This window comes from Helicobacter sp. 13S00477-4, assembly GCF_002272785.1.
In the GTDB taxonomy this organism is placed as follows: domain Bacteria; phylum Campylobacterota; class Campylobacteria; order Campylobacterales; family Helicobacteraceae; genus Helicobacter_J.
Map to the genome: position 1 here is coordinate 19,106 of NZ_MLAS01000012.1, position 20,257 is coordinate 39,362.

The following is a 20,257-nucleotide window of genomic DNA, read 5'->3' on the forward strand; positions in this document are numbered from 1 at the left end:
TCATCCTTTTTGTACAAAAGAAGCTAAGATATCTCTATGTAGTCCGCCAAAATTGATTTTTAATTTAGCATTTTTGCCACTGCCTTCAATGCTGATTATTCTCCCTGAACCAAATATTTTATGTGAGATTAAATCTCCTTTTTTGAAGTCTATTTGGGCTGAATTTTCTATTTTTTCTCTTAATAATCCTGCTTCTTGGAAGAATCTGGATTTTTCTAATTCAGTTCGTCTGCCTTTATAGAATCTAGATTTTACATAAGAAATATAAAGTTCATCTTTTGCCCTTGTGAAAGCTACATAGGCTAGCCTCCTTTCTTCTTCTATATCACTTTCATCTCGAATGAGTGGGAAAAAGCCTTCTTCAAAACCAGTAATAAAGACATATTTGAATTCAAGTCCTTTGGCTGAGTGTACACTCATACAAGAAATATATCCTGTTTCATCTGTATCTAAATCACTTCTTAGGGATAAATCATTTAAGAAATCTTCAAGCGAATTCATTGGGGATTGGATAAAATAATCTCGAAGCATTCCATAGAATTCTTCTATATTTGAAATCCTATCAATTGTTTCATTTGAGTTTTCAATACTGCTCGTAAGGTCGATTTGAGAAATAAATTCATCAATAAATTTATGTATAGAATCAGATAAATAATCTTTTAAATCAATTATAATAGAGAAAAATTGCTCAAGGGTTTGATGATTTTTTTCACTGGTAATTTCTTTAAGATAACCTAATTTAAAAGCTTGATAAACTGAAATTTTTTTCTCTTGAACGTGTTTGAATATTTTATCTTGAGTTGTTTTTCCAATCCCTCTTTTTGGCTTATTGATGATCCTTGAGAGTGAAAAATCATCATTTAGATTTACGATAAGACGCAAATAACTTAAAATATCTTTAATTTCAGCACGTTCATAAAATCTGATTGTACCGATAAGTTTATAAGGAATTTTAGCTCGATTTAGTCCTTCTTCAATACTTCTAGACAACGCATTTATTCTAAAGAGTATTGCAATTTCATTAGGATCTGCACCAAGCTCAAAAAGGTTTTTAATTTTTTCAGAAATCTTATTGCTTTCTTGTGTTTCATCATTTGTGTATAAAATTGTTATTTCTTTACCCTTACCTTTAGTACTCTGGAGTTCTTTACCAAGTCTTGAGTTATTATGTGCAATCAATACATTTGCGATTTGTAGTATTTGTGAGCTTGATCGATAGTTTTGTTCAAGTTTGATGATTTTGGTATTTTCAAAATTGTTTTTAAAATCTAAAATATTTTTAATATCAGCACCCCTCCAGCTATAAATACTTTGATCATCATCACCAACGACACAAAGATTTTGATGAGAGGTGCAGAGTTGTTTTAAGAATTGGTATTGTAGATAATTTGTGTCTTGATACTCATCGACCATTATATAACGATAATGATTGCTTGTTTCTTCGGCTAATAAAGGATTTTTTTCTAGTATTTTATAGCTTAAATTTAAAAGATCATCAAAATCCACCATATTTTTTAACTCTAAAAAATCATTATAATCTTTGTAAATATTAGCGATGAGTTTTTGATGTCTATCCCCAGCAGCATTGATAGCTTCTTGGGGTGTGAGTAAAAAATTTTTCATTCGAGAAATTTGAGCTTCTATATATCCAATAGGGAGAGTGGTGTCGAGAGTTTTTAATATCTTTTTTTTATCATCACTATCAATGAGGATGAAGTTTGGGCTGCGTTTTAGGTAGTGGATGTGAAATTTTAAAAATAAAAGACCAAATTTATGGAATGTACACAATAATGGTGGGTATGACGTATTATTTTCAATAAGTGCTAAAGCACGATCCCTCATTTCGGTCGCTGCTTTGTTTGTAAATGTCAGTGTTAATGTTTCATTTGCTGGTATACCTACTTCATCAACAAGGTAGGCTAGACGTGTGGTGAGAGTTTTTGTTTTTCCGCTACCAGCTCCTGCAAGTATTAGCATAGGTCCATCAATATATTTGACAGCTTCAAGTTGAGCAGCATTGAGTTGTTTGAAGGCTTGTTTATTCATTTTTTGAGCTGCCTTTTATTTTGTCAATATCAATAATAAAGTCAAAAAATTCTGATTTGAAATTTGATGTGGTAATATAGTTATAGTGTCCTGAAGCTGCTTGAAAATTGCCTGCTTCTTGATAAAGGAGTCCTAAAGCATAGCGGTTTTCATAATTAGTTGGTGAATCCATTTTTGAGAGTTGGAGCAATAATACTGCATTTTCAGGATGATTGGCACCAATTGCAGCGACTGCAGCGAGAAATTTTGTTTGTGCATCATCTTCTTTGAGGCTTTCAATTAGTGTGTTGTATATCGTGTAGGATTTTTCAAATCTATGCCTATAAATATCAATGAGAGCTATTGCTTGTAAGATTCCATTTGGATTTTGAGTTTGTGAGATTAGTTTTTCTTCCAAAGCTTGCTCTTGTTTTTCTAAAGAGCCTGTGATAAAACCAATATAAACATATAACTCCCTTGCAAATGCAGGTCCATAATAAACACTGTTTAAATCAAGTTTGTCGCTTAAAAATATATTGTGTAGTCTTAAGGCAACTTGTTTGATATTGGTATCATAGTTATGGGCTAATTCGTATAAAACGTTTGAGATTATATCTTTTGGATATATAGATCTAAGTTTTTGGAATGCTTCAATGATGACATATTTGTTTTTATTCTTTATGCCATAAGCTGCTTTTAAGGCATAATAAATAGGAAGTTGTTTTTGAGCTTGTTCTATCCAATCCGTACCATCATTAATATTATTATTGAGATAACCGATAAATGAAGATAAAAATTTTTTTTCTGTGTCAGATTTAAATGGCACATTTTCGAAATCTTGAGATATTTGATAAAGGATCCTGCTTGAATCTTGATGTATGAAATTTGCTGCCATTATTGCAAATAATCCTGAAGTGATATCATAGCTATTTAAGTGATATGCCCTAAGAAAATGGGTATAAGATTTTTGAAAATCTCCCATTTGAGCATAGATAAGTCCTAGATTATAATGCAAAACTGCGTGATTTGGATTGGATTTAGCTGATTGAATAAGGTATTTGAGTGCATCTCGGATATTATTTTTGTTGATTTCAATGAGGGCTTTGGCAATATTTTTATTGATATTTGAAATTGTCCCGCCACGAACTAAAGTATTTTTTGCTTCTTCAATATTCCTTACATCAGAAAAAATACCACTTTCTCGTATCATATTTAAAGCTTCTTTTACATCAAATACGCGAAAAGGAGCATAATAAAAGATAATTTTGTAGGGATTTTTTTCTTGGATTTCAAAGCTGCGATTCCAAAATTCTTCTTGAGCTAGGTTTACATCAAAAAGAGATTGATTGAGGACAACCTTTATAGGATAGGTCTGCAATGCTTTTTTTGAACCTTCTTTTTTGCCACGAATATTGTCTAGCATATTTGCTGCAGAAGGAAAGTTAGCTAATTTTAGATCAATGATTTGAAGGGCTAATAAAGTTTGTAAATCATCAGGATGGATATTGATGTATTGATAAAGATAGTTTTTGGCTTTGGTATATTCGCCAACTCTTGCATAAAGTAGACCCAGTGTTTTGTAGTCTTTTTTTGTGGCTACTTCATATAGATTTGTCAAAGCATTATAGTCATCATCAAAGATTAAGAATATTTTGGCAGCTAGTCTGTGGTTTTGTTTTTCAAAACTTTTTGAATTCGGATTCAATAATGGAGACAATGCTTCAAAATAATATCCATTATAGTATTGTTTTAATGCGTAAAGATATGAATAAAATGGTTTATGTGCAGAATCTTCTAAATGAGAATTCATAAGTTTTAGGTAATAATGATACAAACTAGGTTGATTCAAATAATAAGCTCCAATCATTGCATCAACAGCACTTGCACTGATATTTTCACCTGAGGCAATGGATTTATCAAATGAAGAAATGGCTTTCTCATAATCTTTTTCTTTTAGTTTGATGACTCCTAAATTATGATTCGCAATAGATTGAGAAAAAGAAGCTATGTCTCCAAAAATATTCAAAGCTTCAGTTTTATCTCCTTGATTATAAAGAATATCAGCTTTTTTAATAAGATTATCTAAGCTTTGATTGCTGATTTGAGGTATTGTAGTTTCAAGTTTTGCGATAGGAGGTATCGTTGGCTCTGGCTTTGGAGGTGTATTATTTTGAATCTCTGGTTGTATTTGTTGTTTTTTTGGTGAAGAGATTAAAAATCCAAGTAAAATGATTACAATCAAAGCAACCAACCCAATACTACCCAAAACTAAAAAAAATCTTTTTTTGTTTTGTTTGAGTTTGTTATATTTATTTAAAAGGATGTTTTTGAAATTTTGAAATTTCTCATTATCTGTGAATATCTTGAATTTTGATTGTATTTTTTTTATAGAAGATGTTTTTGGTGTTTCTTTATCAGTGATTGAATTTATTGGTTGCTGAGAGAAATTTTGATTATCTGGCATAAGAACTCAATTTAAAGATATCTTTCCAATACTTCTGGAATCTGAATATCTCCATTTTGCATTTGATGGTTTTCCATTATTGCTATGAGTGTCCTACCAACTGCTAAAGAAGAGCCATTAAGGGTGTGCACTAGGGAATTTTTTTTGTCATCCCTAAAACGAATTTTTGCCCTTCTAGCTTGGAAATCTTGAGTATTAGATATGGAACTGATTTCTCGATAACAATTTTGTCCTGGAAGCCACACTTCTATATCAACAGTATTGCTAGCACTAAAGCCCATATCACCACTACAAAGTTGTACAAGTCTATGCGGGAGTTTAAGTTGAGTTAAAATCCCACTAGCAGTTTCAATCATTTTTTGCTGCATTTTTTGACTATCTTGAGGGTGGGTGATGGCTACTAATTCGACTTTGTCAAATTGATGTTGTCGGATCATCCCTCTTGTATCTCTTCTTGCACTTCCAGCTTCTTTTCTGAAACAAGGAGTTTGTGCAGTCAGCATAATAGGCAAATCTTCAATTGGTATAATAGTGTCATTATAAAGGTTAGTAAGCGTGATTTCTGAAGTTGATATGAGGTAGAGTTCGTGACCTTTTGGTTTTTCTGCGACATTCATAACTTCATCATCAAAATCACTATTGATTTTAAACATATCATCTTCAAATTTTGGGAGTTGACCTGTACCTAAAAGCATTTCTTTGTTTACTATTACAGGAGTAGTGACCATTTCAAAACCAGCTTTTTGATTGTAATCTAGCATAAAATTTATCAAAGCACGATTTATTTTTGCTCCCATACCTCTGAGGACGCTAAAGCGACTTTTAGCAAGTTTTACACCTGCTTCAAAATCAATCCAACCATTTTTTTCGGCTAGTTCCCAATGTTCTTTCGGAGCAAATGAAAAATTTTTAGGAGAAAGTATTTTTTTGATTTCAATATTATCATTTTCATTTTTTCCTATAGGGGTTGATATATCTGGTAAGTTTGGGATGTTTAACAACATTTTATTAAGATTTTCTTCAAGGCTGGTTACTTCTTGAGTAGATTTTATAATGTTGTTTTTATTAGACTCAAGATCATTTTTTAGCTCTTGTATGTTTTTACCTTCTTTTTTATATCCTGCAAAAAGTTTGGATATTTTGTTTTGATGGGCTTGTAATTTTTCTAGTTCTTGCTTTTTGTTTTTATAATTAAGAGCAGTATCTTTTAGATTTTTAAGCAATAAAGAGTCTATTTTTCTTGTTTGAAGTTTGCTACTTACAAAATCAAAATCATTTAGTAGTAATTTTATGTCTATCATTATGTTTTGCCTTAAATTTTCAAAAACTTCTTTGAGATTTTACCTAAAATTTTTAAGTATAAGCATTTTTCATTCCTATGGGCTTTTAGGAATATATTTTTTTAGAAATGAAACTTTATGGATTTCAAAGTAAAGGTTTAGCTAATTTGTTATACAATCAGAACATTGAGTAAAAATACTGCTATAAATAGGGTATCTAAAATGTTTGGTATGGGTATTTTTGAAATTTTGGTCATTTTGATTGTTGCTGTTATATTTTTAGGACCTGAAAAATTGCCTCAAGCAATGGTAGATGTGGTCAAATTTTTTAAGGCTGTGAAAAAGACTTTAAATGATGCTAAAGATACTTTTGATAAAGAACTTCATATTAGTGAAATCAAACAAGAAGCTTTAGAATATAAAAGTCATTTTGAAGATAATTTTGATAAAGTCACTAAAGATATTCAACTCCAAGAAATAGATACAATGTTTGGTGAATACAAAGAAGAAAATCAAACAAAACCAAAAAAACGTACTAGAAAATCTAAAAATCAACAAATTCAAGCTAAAGAACAAGCACAAATAAATACACCATCAAAAATAGCCAAAAAAAAACCATCTCAAAAAGATGTTGAGGCTACAAAAAAAGATGATGCACCAAAAATAACCCATAAAATTACTCCAAAAGTAGGTAAAAGTACAGGATTTAAAAAAACCTCAAAAGTTGTAAAGGGGAGTTAATTTATGTTTGAAGATTTAAAGCCTCATATTCAAGACCTTCGTAAGAGACTGATGATTTCAGTATTTACTATTTTGATAGCTTTTTTGATTTGTTTTAGTTTCTGGACAGATATTTTTGAGTGGATAAAAGCACCTTTGAGTCTTGCTTTTGATAGCCATCAGGTTAAAGGAATGTTGGTACAGATTTCTCCTGCAGAAGGCGTTATTGTAGCGATGAAAGTAAGTTTTTTTGCTGCTCTTGTTATTTCTATACCTGTTATTTTTTGGCAATTGTGGCTTTTTGTAGCACCTGGATTGTATAAAAATGAAAAAAAAGTGGTTTTACCTTTTGTATTTTTTGGGACATTGATGTTTATTTCAGGAGCAGTATTTGCTTATTATGTTGTTTTTCCTTTTACAATTAAATACATTTTGATGTTTGGCAATGAGATGTTTGAGGCAAATATTTCTGCTTCAAATTATGTTACTTTTTTTACAAGACTTGTGATTGGATTTGGTGTAGCATTTGAATTGCCTGTTTTGGCTTATTTTTTAGCAAAAATTGGTTTGATTACAGATGATACTTTAAAAAGATATTTTAAATATGCTATCGTGATTATTTTTATTTTGGCTGCAATCATCACACCTCCTGATGTGATTTCTCAAGTATTTATGGCATTACCCTTGATTGGTCTTTATCTTTTGTCTATTTTGATAACAAAGATCGTCAATCCTGCTGTCAAATCGAAAAAAGAAAAAGAGAATAAAGCATAGTGAAATGAATAGTGATTTTTTGTTGGAAAGCTATGATTATGTTTTGTCCAAGGATTTAATAGCAACTTATCCTGTCTTTCCAAAAGAGAAGGCTAGGCTTTTGGTATATCATCGCAAAGAGGACAGAATATTTCATAGTGATTTTTATCATATTTTTGATTTTATTCCAAAAAAAGCTCTGATTGTCTTCAATGATACAAAAGTCATAAAGGCTAGGCTTTATGGATATAAAGAATCTGGTGGTAGTATTGAGATTTTGTTCCATCGCCAAATAAGGGATAAGGTTTATTTAGTCCAGATTGGGGGGAAAGTAAAAAAAAATACTAAAATTATCCTTCAAAAAGGCTATGAATGTTTGGTTGAGGAGATGCTTGATGAAGGTTATCGGGTAGTTTCTTTTTTCAAAAATAATATTTGTCTTGATTTGAATTTTGTTTTTCAAATGCTTGAAGAGCTTGGACATATGCCTATACCTCCTTATATGAAACGTGATGATGAAACATTAGATTTGGTTGAATATCAAAGTGTATTTGCTAAAAATTATGGTGCAGTGGCAGCACCAACAGCTTCATTGCATTTTTCAGATTCTTCAATGGAATATATTAAGAGAAATTTTAATTATTGTTTTTTGACACTTCATGTTGGAGCAGGAACTTTTAATAGTGTTGATACTCCAGATATTAGGGAGTATAAAATCCATACCGAATCTCTCCATATTCCGGTTTCTTCAATGCAAAAGATTCATAGAGCTGAGAGTATTTTGTGTATAGGTACAACAGCTTTAAGGAGTGTTGAATATTATCAGAGGTTACAGGTATTGGATAAAGGTAAGGATTTTTTTGGTGAATGCGATATTTTTTTGCATTTGGGTAATAGGGTTTGTTATGCAGACTATCTTTTGACAAATTTTCATTTACCAAAATCAAGCCTTATTATGCTTGTTGCTTCAATGGTGGGGTTAGAAAAATGTAAAGAGATTTATGAAATAGCAATTCAAAAACAATACAGATTTTATTCCTATGGGGATGGGATGTTGATTTTATGAATTTGGAAGTATTGATTGAAGAATTTTCTTTAGGAAATGCTTGTAAAGAGTCCTTTGAGCATTATGCTCAGATTTTATTACAATGGAATAAGGTTCATAATCTAAGTGGTGTTAAGGATTTAGAAGATATTTATAATGATATTTTTGATTCTATCTATCCATTGAGGTTTATTGAAGATTTTGGTTTTTGCATAGATATTGGAAGTGGTGCAGGATTTCCAGCCTTACCCTTGGCAATATGTAAAAAAAAGACTGCTTTTATTTTGACAGAACCACGAATAAAAAGAGCAAGTTTTTTGCGTAGTGTTGTAATTGAACTGGGTCTTAAAAATATAAGTGTTGAAAAATGTTTGATACAAGATTTAAAGATTCCTCAAGATTTCAATACAGATTTGATTACTTCAAGAGCAGTGATGTCAAGCAAGGATTTGATATTTTGGTCTGAAAAGTTTTTAAACAAAAATGGTCATTATCTCTTTTATAAAGGAATTTCTTTAGATAAAGAAATAGATTTTAAGGATAATGAATGTTTTTTGAGGGAAAATCGGGTTTATTTTTATAGAAAGGAAATTTAATGAGGATTTTATTTTTTTTGATTGTGATTGGTGTGGTTGTATGGTTTTTTTTCTTTAGAAGACCAATTCAAAGGACGAAAAAAAAGCAAACAGAAGAACTAATGATTGAGTGTTGTGAATGTGGTACTTATATTTCATCTGAAGAAGCTATAGTCAAAAGAGGTGAATATTTTTGTTCAAAAACTTGCTTGAATAAAAGAGGTCAAAGATGATTATCATTGGACATAAAGCTATTGCTTATCCAAAGTTTAAAGAAATTTGTTCATTATCAGGCATTGCTTCTGTGCCAAATAATATAATGATTTGGTTTTATGGTGATCGGGATAAGGATTATGTTTTATCAAAACATTGTTGTGAAAATAATATTAAATATGCTGTCTATGTTGATAATATTAAGGATTTTATGATCTTTGCAGCGTTAAAACCTGCATATGTTATTTTGGATCAATCTCCTGAAATTTATCAAAAAATTGTTGAAAATTATTTGATGGATCTTAAAATACTTTATATGATTGAAGATGAGGAAGAAATACAAATATTGGCAAAAATAGGTATTGATGGGGTTATTTTTAGAGATGTTTTAGTATAGATAGGTTATAATTCTCAAAAATTTAGGGGAGATGTCCGAGTGGTCGAAGGAGCACGCCTGGAACGCGTGTAAGGTGAAAGCCTTCAAGGGTTCGAATCCCTTTCTCTCCGCCATAGGTTTTTAGCTGCAATTCTTAAAAAAATCATCATTCATCATTTGGAATCATTTAACATCATTTTAACCCATAATTACGATATTGATGAGGTATAATTATTTGTGATTTTAAAATGTAAAAAATCATAATTCATCATTTAAAATCATCTAAAATCATTCAAAATAATTTACAAGTGGGAACGAAATGGGAACGGAAAAAATTTTTGAAAGTCTTAAATACGAGGGTGTGAGGTATAAGATTTTAAAAGATGGGAACATATCATATTATGTAAGGTATACAAAAGATGGAGAAAGGAAGCATAAGAAAGTTGGCACTAAGTTTGAAGGCTGGAATGAAAAAAAGGCTTTTGGCAAAAGAACAGAGTTAGAAAATAGTCAAGTAGAACAAAAACCTCTCAAATTCAAAGAGGTTGCTGATAGGTATTTAGAAATCCAAAAACTTCACCTAAGGAAAAAATCATTTTCAACATATAGCGGACGAATCAAGCATTTAGAGCCTTTTAACGATAAATATATCCACCTCATCACTCAAAAAGATATGAATGATATTATTATCTCTTTAAAGGATACATTAGCTAATAAAACTATCAATCAAGTGATTGCTATAGCAAAAGCAATCCTTAAGTTTGCCGAAGATGAATACAAAATCATCAATCAAAACCTAAATAAGGTCAGGAGTCTAAAAGTCAATAATGCTAGAGAGCGATTTTTAAGCAAAGAGGAAGTGAATAACCTTAAAGAGGTTTTGAAAGATAAATATGAATATTTGTTGTTTGTCAATCTAGCCCTTTGCACGGGTGCTAGGTTGATGACTATTTTAGAAATTAGAAAAAAAGATATTGATTTGGATAATAAAACCATTGTTTTAAGAGACTTTAAAAACTCTTCGACCTATCAAGGTTATCTAAATGATGAGGTAAAAGAGCTTTTGCTTCAAAAATGGGGTAATCTAAAAGATGATGATAAAGTTATTCAAAAAGCTAAAAGATTGCTCACTGAAGACTTGAGAGACCTATTTAATAAGCTTTTCAATCAAAATGTTACAGATGATAAGCAAAAAGTCGTTATCCACACATTGCGTCATACCTTTGCCTCTCATCTAGCTATAAAAGACACGAGCATTCAAATCATACAAAAACTCCTCAATCACAAAGACATACAAATGACAATGCGTTATTCTCATTTGATGCCTGATAGCGGTAAGGAATGTGTAGAAAAATTATGGGATTAATCTTTATCCTTATACTTCTCAATCGCACTCAAAAAAGTATCAAATGTTTTGCTTTTTTCATAGTAGTATAAAAAGGGTTCTACCCAGCTAGGAATTTCTTTGTCATCTTTCCAATTTGTTGAAATCCCACTATAGCTAACATTTGCTATTTCTGCAAAAGTTTTGCGAGTCAAGTCTAATTCTTTTATTTTTTTATCAAATTCTAGCCTTGTCAATATTTATCCTTTTATGTGTTTTAATATAAAATTATACCATATTATATATAAAATACAAAAAAAGACTTGACAATTTTAATTATTTATAATATAATTACATTATGTTTTTGGTAGATAACTAAAAACAAATCCAGAAGAAAGGAGACACAATGAGGAAGCTAAGAAAAACGATTAAAATCTTATCAGAACTAAGTTTTTTAATCTTAACCATTAGCCAAATCATCAAGATTTGGGCGGGGTGAACCCCGACCCTTGTTTACAAGGGTAAATATGGTAGCTTTTTTCATTGTGTTTTGGCATTATAGCATATAAAAAAGGAGTGAAAAATGAATTGGTTAGATATTGTATCGAGTGTTTCTTTAATAGTGATTTTAGCTTGTACATGGTGGCAGATTAGAGATTTAACTAAACGCATAGAAAAACTAGAAAAGGATAAAAATGAAAATATCTAAAAATATATTATAATATTTAGAATATTACTAAAAAGGGATAAGGATGGACAAGGTAAAAATGATTTGTGCAGAATTAGGAATTACACAAAATCAATTAGCTGAAATGATGGGAATGCACTTCACTGCTTTTTCAAAATGGAAAGAAAAAATCCCAAAAAATGCTGATTTTTGTCTTGATTTGATATTAGAAAATCATAGACTAAAGAGAAAAATGGATTTAGTGCAAAATGCTATAAAAACACTTTCAAATTTAGAAAATATCTAATTTAATTATCATATTTATTATAAATATTCTATATATATCTTGATTTTATTAGAAAATTTCTATATAATACTCTTATGTTTTTGGTAGATAACTAAAAACAAATCCAAAACAAGGAGTATCAAATGCTAAAGTTACTCAGAATTTTAGTCCTGATGATTCAGTTGATTTACTGGATTATCAAAATCCAATCTCTCTTCTAAAAGAGAGAGGAGGGGGTTACTAAAAAAATTTAGCATTGATACTCTTAAATATTATACCATAGGAGATAAAAATGGAAACTTTGATTTTAGGCATAGCAGTGAGTTTATTGACCTTATATGTGTTTTTGCTAGAAAAAAAGATTGACAAACGCATAGAAAAACTACAAAAGGACAAAAATGAGCAATGAACAAAACCTTATCAAGAAAACAGCCAAAGAGCTAGGAATGACTTATAAGGAATTAGGTGAAGCGATAGGGTATACGGAAGGGGCTATCAAAAATGCTATAGCTACTGACAATGTGAGTTCACCAATGGCATATGCCATAAAGATGTATTATAGGATTCAAGAATTAGAAGATAAATTGAAAGCAAGCGAAGTTTTTAAGCAAAATTTAAAAGACTTTTTAGATTCTTAAAAAAGTATTTTTAATAACTTTTATATTAAATATAATATATTAATAATTATAAAATACTTGACAAATATATATTATTAATATATAATTATGGTATCAAAAGGATTTAAAAAGACTTTTGAAATAAAAAGAAAGGAGGCAAGATAAGATGAAAAAACTTAGAGCTGCAGCAATAGTTTTACAAATCGTTTTTTATATTTTAGCGATAGCTAAAATATTTATAAGTTAAACAAAGCCCCTTTTAAAGGGGTTCATCTTATCTATACATTTAATTATACCATAGGAGGTAAAAAATGGACTTAGAATTTTTGTTAATCATCATATTGGCAGGCTGGGTTGGAATAAATGAGTGGCGTTTGAATAAACTTGAAAATAAAATCAAAGGATTAAAGGACAAAAATGAGCAATGAACAAAACCTTATCAAGAAAACAGCCAAAGAGCTAGGAATGACTTATAAAGAATTAGGTGAAGCGATAGGGTATAGTGGTGATAGTTTAAACAATATGGCTTCCAAAGATAATGCAATAATTAGCAATCAAATAAAAAAAGCGATTGATTTGTATCTTGAGAACCTTAATCTGAAGAAAAAATTACAAGACTATGAAATTCTTAAAAACGCCCTTAAAAATATTGTAGAAGAGTGATTTTAAAACTCTTTTGCATAACTTAAAATTATAAAATATGAAATATTAATTAAAAATAATTATAAAAGTATTGACAATAACAATTAATTATTGTATAATTATGGCATAAAAACAATTTAGAATTGTTTTTAAATCCAAAAAGAAAGGAGCGATACAATGAAAAAGCTAAAAGCTATTTTGATTCTAACCCAAATTGTTTTTTATGCCTTAAGTATCTATAAATTACTTACAGGCTAATCCCCAAAGGGGAGGCTTAAACATTGTATCGTGAGCTAATTATACCATAGGAGATAAAAATGGAAACTTTGATTTTAGGCATAGCAGTGAGTTTATTGACCTTATATGTGTTTTTGCTAGAAAAAAAGATTGACAAACGCATAGAAAAACTAGAGAAGGAATCCAAATGAGCAATGAACAAAACCTTATCAAAAAGACAGCCAAAGAGCTAGGAATGACTTATAAGGAATTAGGTGAAGCGATAGGGCTTAGCGAAGCAAGTATAAGAAGGTTAGCTACTAGTGCAGAAATAAATAATCAAGTTGTTAAGTCTATAGAGATGTTTTTAGAGATTCAAGAATTAAAAAAAGAGCTTGAAGACTATCGGACTATTAAGAGGTTGTTATCAAAATAGTATTTTGATACGAAATATCTGAAAAAAATATCAAAATAATTCTAAAAGTATTGACAATAATATTAAAATAGTATATAATTACAGCATAAAAGGATTAAAACAATCCTTTTAAATCCAGAAGAAAGGAAACACAAATGAAATGGTTAGATTTTATGATTAAACTTTCCGAATTAATCGCTACCATTGTTTGGATTTATAAAATCCTTACATAGTGATTGAACGAGGGCTTAAGCCCTCTTATCTTAACCATTAAATTTGTGTATCCATAATTTTAGCACAAGGAGTTAAAAAATGCTAGAGAATATTTTATTTGGGATTATCATCATATGGCTTGGGCTTTTGAGTTATAAAGTATTTAAGATGGACAAAAAGGATTCAAAGTAAAATCTATCCAGAGGTTTGGATTGTGTTCCAAACCTCTGGATTTTATTTATCTACAAATTCAATCTTTAATTTTTTGCCACAAGCATCAGCATATTTTATAAGTGTTGAAATCCGATAATCAAGTTTTTTTCTTTCAAAGTTTGAGATAACACTTTGTTTAACCTCCATTTTTTCAGCAATTTGGTTCTGAGTCATTTTAGATTGAACTCTTGCTTTAATAAGTTGTTCTTGAAGTTCATAATAAGGGGTAAGTCTTTCCCATTCATTTTTAAATACAGGGTCTTTCATTGATTCTTGTTTTAATTTTTCAAAATCCATTTTTACTCCTTTATTTGTTTTATTTACATAAATGCCTTTCTAGCTAAATCTGCAATTAAAGCTGAGCGATTCAAACACATTTCTTTAGCTTTAGCATCAATTATATTTACAATGCGTTGGGGCAGAGTGATATTTAAACGCACTGTTTTATCAGTTTGATTTGGTTCAGGGATAAAAACTCCTCGATTTATCATACTTTCTAGTGTAGCTTCAAATGCTTCTCTTAAGTCTTTTAAAGCTTCTTGGGGGGTATCCCCATCCCCATAGAAAAATGCTATTTCTTTAAAATCAGGCATAAATGCACTATAACTCCCGCCTTCTTCTTGTGGAATCTTTTTAATCAAAATGTCATAAGGTAGGTTAAGATAATAATTCAAATCTTTTTTCATTGGTTATTTCCTTTAATATAGATTAAGGCCATTTTTACATAAACTTCTTTGATAGGTTTTTTATATGGGATAGTGATGGTAATATCTCCTTTATAGAAAGTATGATGACTGCCCTTTGCTCTATCTAATATAAAACCATTTTGTTCTAAAACTTTCTTTAAATCTTCAAATGATACATTTTTAGGATTATTTTGTATATTCTTCAAAAGTTTATCTTTAGAACTCATCATAATCCTTATCTTTAATATAAGTATATTATACACATATATTACTTATATATTTCTTAAGGATATTTACTTAATTACCGCTGAATTTATCATATAAAAACTGCTTCAAAAATCCCTGTGATTTTGCTCTTATCTTCAAACTGATTTTCCGAAAAATAACCACGAATAAATCCCTTAATTTCCGCAAAAGCATTATGAAATATGGCTATTGATTTTCCGAAAAATATACCCTGAAAACTTTACTTAAAATCAACCCTAAAACAACTCATAAATACAGACTTTAAAGCCTTTGATTTTAAATGATGGATTGATTGATTTTGCACAAAACTTTGATTGATGATTTTGCTAGAGATGTCTCTTAGTTGTAGTGATAAAGTGCACAAAAATATTCTCTTAAAATCTTGTATTTTTTTCTTTTAAAAAGCAAATTTAAATCCAAAAAAGATTTAAGTTGTTTATCTTAAAAGGTAACAACTCAAGATTAAGAATGGATTATGAGGATTGAAGGTAATGATTTTAATCAATCTCAAAGCTTTTAAAATTTTAATTGATTGAATTTATCTCTTTTGCACTCCCCCTCTCTTAGGTTCTTCCTAACCCTCCCCCCATTCCCTGCGGTTGCCCGCCTGCGGGGAGAGGGGGTGTGTGGGTTGAAAAAGGTCAGTTCATATTCATATGATTTTTGTTTGAAAATAGATTTTAAAAATACTAGAAATAAAAAGGCTTTAGGATTGATTCAAAGAGATAGTGAGGGCTTTTGTTTTGAGGGATTGAAATAGTATTTGGATTTTAAAAAAGATTTGAAGGGATTTGTTTGAGGATTCAAGAGGCTTAAAGATTGATGCTTTTAAGACTTTTGGACTTGACAAAAACAAAAAAATAGTATCTAAAAAATCATATGAAATGAAGGATTTTGGGAGTTCAGTTGTGGTGGAAGCTGGAGTGAGGTAGCAGATGCTAGATTTTGGGGGTAGAGTCTTGAATTTATAAATTTTGGTTCTTCAATATGCTTATAATGCTTATAAAATCTATTAAGTAAACCAAAAGTAAACAAATAAAAATGATGATAAATGATTGCAGATGATTGTGAATGATTTTAAATGAAAATTGTGATTTAGGATTAAAATATTATTTAACCTAAATACTCATAGCTCCTAAAAATCAAGAGTTATAATCCGCTCATTCAATATTAAAGGCTTGCTTTGGTTCCAAAATCTTTATTGCAAAAAGACATCGCTTCAATCCTATCTTCTGCGGGGGCTGATGAATTTATCAAAGATGAATTTAGCTTTAAGGGGCGATTCAAACAAAATGCTGAAGTGATATATGATGATAGGGCTGTTGGCTATTGTAATACCTTTGTGATGAGTGCTAAGGATTTTTTCAATTCAAAGCTCAAACTCAAAGATATCCTAACACATAAAGAATCTGGAAAATCCTACAAGATTGTGCAAATCCTAAGTGAAGTCAATGTGTTAAAACGACTTGTTTTAGAAGAAATAAAACCACAGGAAGCAAGATGACTTTAAAAGAAAAGATTGATTTGTGCAACCAGCATATAAACGAACTCTTAACCCAGCCTATGAGTGAATCTCAAATCATTAAATACAGCATCGATGGAATATCGATTGAGAAAAAATCTGTGTTTGAAATGATTGAAGCTTTGGAAAAACTTAAAGCCTCTTTCATCGCTTCTGCTAACAAACTCCCTCCTTATATTCAGGTGGTGTTATGAGGATATTTGGCTTTGAATTCAAAAAACTAAAAACTGCTATCAAAAGGCAATTTTCTCACTATATGGGGGCATTGTCTCCTGAGAGTGTGTATTACAAACAAACAGCTAAAATGCTACAAAGTCTTGATTTGGATTCTGCTTCTTTGCGACTTTTGAAAATTGCTCGCAACCTTGCTATCTCTAATCCCTCTATTTATGGATATTTACAAACAATGGAATCTGAAATCTATGGAGAAAAGGGCTTTATCCTAGATTTGGATACTCAAAATGAAGATTTTAACCTCAAGATTGAGGGCTTTTGGAAAGAATGGGAAAAAGAATGTGATTTGAAAGGAGAATTTGACTTTAAAGACTTTGAACGATTTGTTTTGATGCACTATCTGCGTGATGGAGAGTGTTTTGTGCATATGAGTTCTCAAGCTGATGGACTCAAACTGCAGGTTATCCCTCCTGAGCATATTGATTATAACTACAATGATGGGGTTAAAATCAAAAAAGGTATCGAGTTCAATCAAGTCAATCAAGTCATAGCCTATCATATCAACATCGATGATATGGATAGGAGTAAAAAGATTCGTGTGAGTGCAGAGGATATGATACACCTCAAACGCACTTTTAGCACACAGCAGATTCGAGGGATTAGCCATTTGACCCCTGTGATATTCAAAGTGATGCAAAGTGATAAATACATAGAATCTGTCATCACACAAGCTAACATCGCTTCTAAACTATCCCTCATTGCCACGCCCAAAGAAGAAACAGAAGGCTATAGCGGTAATTTTATGGGTGATTTGGAAGAAAATAAGCCTGTAGAGCCAAAGACCATTGAAATAGAAGATGGGCGAATCATAGCTATGAATGAGGATTATAAAATCGAACCACTCAACATCAATCATAACCCTAACATAGAAGCCTTTATGCTAGATATAAACCTTAAAATCGCTAAAGCTCTAGGGATTTCTTATATGACTTTCACAGGCAATCTGAGGAATGCTAATTTTTCAAGTTCAAGACTAGGGGTTGAAGGAGAGAGGCGAAATTTCAAACGCATTCAAAAGCTTTTGATTAGAAAAATACACTCTCCTATTTATGAAGCCTTTATCCAAAACCTAGCTTTGAGAGGAAAAATCACGCCCAAAGAAGCTAAAAATGCCCTTTCTCAATATAGCTTCAAAACACAGGGTTATCCTTATGTCGACCCAGCAAAAGAAATCACTGCTTTGAAAATGGAAGTTGAACTAGGACTCAAAAGTATAAAACAAATTTGGAGTGATAAAGGGATCGAGCCTTTAGCACAAGTGAGGGATATAAAAGAAGTGAATGATATTTTGCTCACTGAACTCTCAAGGCTGAGGTCTGTGCTATCCCCTCACCCAACTCCAGCAAATAATCAAGAAGATGATGAAGATGAAGAAGACAATCCAAAAGGAGATGAAAATGATTGATATTAAAGACTTGAATTTCAGTGCTAAGCTTATCCCTCAAGACCCTATTGATGATGAAGAGATGAGCATATGTTTTAAGGCTTTGAGTGCTAATCCTACGATTAAAAGAGAAGGATTTTATCAAGATTACTACATCAGCATAGATACAGATAAAGTGAAGTGGAAGGCTAAGAATCTTTTTTTAGATCACAACCCGACCTTTAATAATTCTGTGGGACTCATTGATGAGGTGAAAAAAGATAATGAGGGCTTTAAAGTTAAAGTGAAGTTTTTCGCCAATATCCCTGCTTCTAAAGAAGCTTTTGAACGATACAAGGCGGGGTTATCTAATAGTGTATCTGTAGGCTTTGGAGAAGCAGATATTGAGCGAATCGGTGAGATTGATGATTTGCCACATTTTAAAATCAAGAGTGGAGAAATCATTGAGCTTTCAGCTGTGTGGTTGGGTGCTGACCCTAAGGCGGTGGTTTCTAGTTTTGCTAAAACAAAAAAACCATTATCAGAAGAAAAACAAGGAGAAGAAAATATGCCAGAAATCCAACAAAATACAAATCAAGGAGAAGAAAATATGCCAAGTCAAGAACTAAGTGTCCTCAAAAATGATGCCTTAGAAATCGCACAATTAGCTGAAATAATAGGGCAAAAGGAATTAGGACTCAAAGCTATCAGTGAGGGAGTGAGCTATGCTGAGTTTCAAAAGAGTGTTTTTGAAAAATCCAAAGAAAACAAAACCTTCCATATCCAAACTTCAAAAACCAAAATTGAGCAAGAGTTCAGTTTGTTTAACATCATCACCAATAAGGCTGATGGCTTTGAAATGGAGTTTTTCAATCAAAGCACAAGGAAATTCAAAATCCCTAATACTTTTTATAAGAAATTTGATACTGGCTCTGGGGGAGATATTATCACTAAATCCACTAATGATGGAGTCGCTTCTATTGAACCACTTTATTGGAGGGGGGATAAGTTTATTGACTTGGTTCGTAGCACATCGCCACTGCTTCAAAAGCTAGATATTATGAGTGGCTTGGTATCTGTGCAACAAATCCCAAGAGATAATACTGAATTAGATGCTGTCTTCTTAGATGAGGGAGCAACTTCTAAGGCACAAACTCTAAGTTTTGACCATATCAAACTAACCCCTCAAACCCTCTCTAACAAAGTCATCATCACTAGAAGGATGTTTGAAATGACTCCACTAGCCCTAGAATCCTTTGTGATTTCAAAAATGGTAACAGGCATAAGGCGAAAACTTGAAAAAGTAGTCCTTTATGGCAAATCACCTGAGCCTATCACAGGGATTTTTGAAACCAGTGGCGTGCAAATGGTAGAAAGCTTTATGAAAGCCCCTGATTTCAAATCGACTTTGAGATTCAAAGGACTCTTACAATCAGCAGATTATGATACTTCAAGATGTGCGTTTTTTGTGAATGCGATGGGCTTCACTGAACTTGAAGGCACACCAAAATCTATCAATACGACCAATGTAACCACTGAGCGAACCCTTTTAGAAAATAACAAACTCGGAGGCTTTGATATTTATCCAAACAACTTGATGAAAGATGGAGACATCATATTGGGGGATTTTTCTAATGCGATATTAGGCATTTGGAGTGATGGCATTGAGATAAAAACTTATCAAGAACAAGGGGATAACCTCATTATCGAGGGATTTTATGATATTGATTTTGCTTTGAAGCGAAACAATGCGTTTGTGATTTCAAAAATAAAGGCTTAAGGGATGGATTATAAAGTTTTATACAACACACAGATTAATAATGAATTCAAAGCCAAAGGTGAAATCATAAACTTCCCTAAAGGCACAGATGAGGGCTATATATTGAGTCTGGTGAAAAATAAAGTGATTGAGGTTATAGAAGAAGAAACTATTCAGACTAAGAGTAAGAAGATAAATGGAAAAGACAAATAAGATGACAAAGCAAAGTTTTGGAATAAGCTTGTATTAGAGGGGACAAGGGGGCTTGAATTGCGAAGTCGCCCCCTTATCCCCTTAAACCCCAAACCCCCAACACGCACCCTTAGACCTTTTGCCTGTCAGGTCAGTAGTTGGGTTTGGTTTGGAAAAGACAAATAAAACTGGGTTGATGAACGAGTGAATA

General features: G+C 31.4%; 25 protein-coding genes and 1 tRNA gene. 19 read left to right on the top strand and 7 right to left on the bottom strand.

Annotated elements, in window-relative coordinates; all coding sequences use genetic code 11:
• Genes BKH44_RS06675 through serS form a run of 3 tightly spaced genes read right to left on the bottom strand, consistent with a single transcriptional unit; the run spans position 1 to position 5,790 of the window.
• Positions 1 to 2,046, bottom strand: coding sequence for a UvrD-helicase domain-containing protein (locus BKH44_RS06675; RefSeq protein ID WP_095271550.1), 2,046 nt, complete (start codon positions 2,044 to 2,046; stop codon positions 1 to 3).
• Complete coding sequence (locus BKH44_RS06680) at positions 2,039 to 4,489, bottom strand: tetratricopeptide repeat protein (protein ID WP_095271553.1); 2,451 nt, start codon at positions 4,487 to 4,489, stop codon at positions 2,039 to 2,041. The genes BKH44_RS06675 and BKH44_RS06680 overlap by 8 nt, the downstream gene beginning before the upstream one ends.
• A gap of 11 nt (positions 4,490 to 4,500) precedes the next feature.
• The gene (gene serS / locus BKH44_RS06685) at positions 4,501 to 5,790 is read right to left on the bottom strand and encodes a serine--tRNA ligase (RefSeq protein ID WP_095271556.1); all 1,290 of its coding nucleotides are present in this window, start codon (positions 5,788 to 5,790) and stop codon (positions 4,501 to 4,503) included.
• Positions 5,791 to 5,991: 201 nt separating this feature from the next.
• On the opposite strand from serS, the gene tatB reads away from it, so the two are divergent.
• The 8 genes from tatB to BKH44_RS06725 all read left to right on the top strand — a co-directional run bounded on the left by tatB (position 5,992) and on the right by BKH44_RS06725 (position 10,817).
• Positions 5,992 to 6,510 carry a Sec-independent protein translocase protein TatB gene (tatB, locus tag BKH44_RS09025; RefSeq protein ID WP_095271560.1) on the top strand — a complete coding sequence of 173 codons (519 nt, stop codon included), beginning with the start codon at positions 5,992 to 5,994 and terminating at the stop codon, positions 6,508 to 6,510.
• A gap of 3 nt (positions 6,511 to 6,513) precedes the next feature.
• On the top strand, positions 6,514 to 7,263 hold the full coding sequence (tatC, locus tag BKH44_RS06695) for a twin-arginine translocase subunit TatC (RefSeq protein WP_095271563.1): 750 nt from the start codon (positions 6,514 to 6,516) through the stop codon (positions 7,261 to 7,263).
• 4 nt (positions 7,264 to 7,267) lie between these two features.
• Entirely contained in the window at positions 7,268 to 8,308 is a 1,041-nt protein-coding gene (gene queA, locus BKH44_RS06700; RefSeq protein WP_095271565.1) for a tRNA preQ1(34) S-adenosylmethionine ribosyltransferase-isomerase QueA, read from the top strand.
• The gene (gene rsmG, locus BKH44_RS06705; protein ID WP_095271568.1) at positions 8,305 to 8,883 is read left to right on the top strand and encodes a 16S rRNA (guanine(527)-N(7))-methyltransferase RsmG; all 579 of its coding nucleotides are present in this window, start codon (positions 8,305 to 8,307) and stop codon (positions 8,881 to 8,883) included. The genes queA and rsmG overlap by 4 nt, the downstream gene beginning before the upstream one ends.
• Complete coding sequence (locus BKH44_RS06710; RefSeq protein ID WP_257842616.1) at positions 8,883 to 9,095, top strand: PP0621 family protein; 213 nt, start codon at positions 8,883 to 8,885, stop codon at positions 9,093 to 9,095. The genes rsmG and BKH44_RS06710 overlap by 1 nt, the downstream gene beginning before the upstream one ends.
• Positions 9,092 to 9,472 (top strand): hypothetical protein, encoded by a 381-nt coding sequence (locus BKH44_RS06715; protein ID WP_095271571.1) that lies wholly within the window; start codon positions 9,092 to 9,094, stop codon positions 9,470 to 9,472. The genes BKH44_RS06710 and BKH44_RS06715 overlap by 4 nt, the downstream gene beginning before the upstream one ends.
• A 25-nt stretch (positions 9,473 to 9,497) precedes the next feature.
• Positions 9,498 to 9,585 (top strand) — tRNA-Ser (locus BKH44_RS06720).
• Positions 9,586 to 9,770: 185 nt separating this feature from the next.
• Complete coding sequence (locus BKH44_RS06725; RefSeq protein WP_095271574.1) at positions 9,771 to 10,817, top strand: site-specific integrase; 1,047 nt, start codon at positions 9,771 to 9,773, stop codon at positions 10,815 to 10,817.
• On the opposite strand, the gene BKH44_RS06730 is transcribed toward BKH44_RS06725, so the two are convergent.
• Positions 10,814 to 11,032, bottom strand: a complete 219-nt coding sequence (locus BKH44_RS06730) for a hypothetical protein (RefSeq protein ID WP_095271576.1) — start codon at positions 11,030 to 11,032, stop codon at positions 10,814 to 10,816. The genes BKH44_RS06725 and BKH44_RS06730 overlap by 4 nt on opposite strands.
• Positions 11,033 to 11,358: 326 nt before the next feature.
• Between BKH44_RS06730 and BKH44_RS08985 the strand changes: the two genes are divergently transcribed.
• The 5 genes from BKH44_RS08985 to BKH44_RS06750 all read left to right on the top strand — a co-directional run bounded on the left by BKH44_RS08985 (position 11,359) and on the right by BKH44_RS06750 (position 13,639).
• Positions 11,359 to 11,484 (top strand): hypothetical protein, encoded by a 126-nt coding sequence (locus BKH44_RS08985; RefSeq protein WP_257842617.1) that lies wholly within the window; start codon positions 11,359 to 11,361, stop codon positions 11,482 to 11,484.
• A gap of 43 nt (positions 11,485 to 11,527) precedes the next feature.
• The gene (locus tag BKH44_RS06735) at positions 11,528 to 11,749 is read left to right on the top strand and encodes a helix-turn-helix transcriptional regulator (protein ID WP_095271578.1); all 222 of its coding nucleotides are present in this window, start codon (positions 11,528 to 11,530) and stop codon (positions 11,747 to 11,749) included.
• Between the two features lie 377 nt (positions 11,750 to 12,126).
• On the top strand, positions 12,127 to 12,366 hold the full coding sequence (locus tag BKH44_RS06740) for a transcriptional regulator (protein WP_095271581.1): 240 nt from the start codon (positions 12,127 to 12,129) through the stop codon (positions 12,364 to 12,366).
• 396 nt (positions 12,367 to 12,762) lie between these two features.
• Positions 12,763 to 13,008, top strand: coding sequence for a transcriptional regulator (locus BKH44_RS06745; protein ID WP_095271583.1), 246 nt, complete (start codon positions 12,763 to 12,765; stop codon positions 13,006 to 13,008).
• A gap of 403 nt (positions 13,009 to 13,411) precedes the next feature.
• Positions 13,412 to 13,639 (top strand): helix-turn-helix domain-containing protein, encoded by a 228-nt coding sequence (locus BKH44_RS06750; RefSeq protein WP_095271586.1) that lies wholly within the window; start codon positions 13,412 to 13,414, stop codon positions 13,637 to 13,639.
• Between the two features lie 426 nt (positions 13,640 to 14,065).
• Here BKH44_RS06750 and BKH44_RS06755 read toward each other — a convergent pair whose 3' ends face one another.
• From BKH44_RS06755 to BKH44_RS06765, 3 genes are read right to left on the bottom strand one after another with little or no spacing between them, the layout of a single operon-like run.
• Complete coding sequence (locus BKH44_RS06755; protein ID WP_095271589.1) at positions 14,066 to 14,341, bottom strand: helix-turn-helix transcriptional regulator; 276 nt, start codon at positions 14,339 to 14,341, stop codon at positions 14,066 to 14,068.
• 23 nt (positions 14,342 to 14,364) lie between these two features.
• Complete coding sequence (locus tag BKH44_RS06760; RefSeq protein ID WP_095271591.1) at positions 14,365 to 14,730, bottom strand: type II toxin-antitoxin system HicB family antitoxin; 366 nt, start codon at positions 14,728 to 14,730, stop codon at positions 14,365 to 14,367.
• A complete protein-coding gene (locus BKH44_RS06765) occupies positions 14,727 to 14,957 on the bottom strand; it encodes a type II toxin-antitoxin system HicA family toxin (protein WP_095271594.1) in 231 nt (76 codons plus the stop codon). Before BKH44_RS06765 ends, BKH44_RS06760 begins: the two co-directional genes overlap by 4 nt.
• Before the next feature lie 810 nt (positions 14,958 to 15,767).
• Here BKH44_RS06765 and BKH44_RS08835 point away from each other — a divergent pair.
• From BKH44_RS08835 to BKH44_RS06790, 6 genes are all read left to right on the top strand, one after another.
• Entirely contained in the window at positions 15,768 to 15,908 is a 141-nt protein-coding gene (locus tag BKH44_RS08835; RefSeq protein WP_180674138.1) for a hypothetical protein, read from the top strand.
• A gap of 251 nt (positions 15,909 to 16,159) precedes the next feature.
• Complete coding sequence (locus BKH44_RS06770) at positions 16,160 to 16,480, top strand: hypothetical protein (protein ID WP_095271597.1); 321 nt, start codon at positions 16,160 to 16,162, stop codon at positions 16,478 to 16,480.
• Entirely contained in the window at positions 16,477 to 16,692 is a 216-nt protein-coding gene (locus BKH44_RS06775; protein WP_095271598.1) for a hypothetical protein, read from the top strand. Before BKH44_RS06770 ends, BKH44_RS06775 begins: the two co-directional genes overlap by 4 nt.
• Entirely contained in the window at positions 16,689 to 18,137 is a 1,449-nt protein-coding gene (locus tag BKH44_RS06780; protein ID WP_095271601.1) for a phage portal protein, read from the top strand. The genes BKH44_RS06775 and BKH44_RS06780 overlap by 4 nt, the downstream gene beginning before the upstream one ends.
• Positions 18,130 to 19,875, top strand: coding sequence for a phage major capsid protein (locus BKH44_RS06785; protein WP_180674139.1), 1,746 nt, complete (start codon positions 18,130 to 18,132; stop codon positions 19,873 to 19,875). The genes BKH44_RS06780 and BKH44_RS06785 overlap by 8 nt, the downstream gene beginning before the upstream one ends.
• Before the next feature lie 3 nt (positions 19,876 to 19,878).
• Complete coding sequence (locus tag BKH44_RS06790; RefSeq protein WP_095271607.1) at positions 19,879 to 20,067, top strand: hypothetical protein; 189 nt, start codon at positions 19,879 to 19,881, stop codon at positions 20,065 to 20,067.
• Positions 20,068 to 20,257 lie beyond the last annotated feature (190 nt).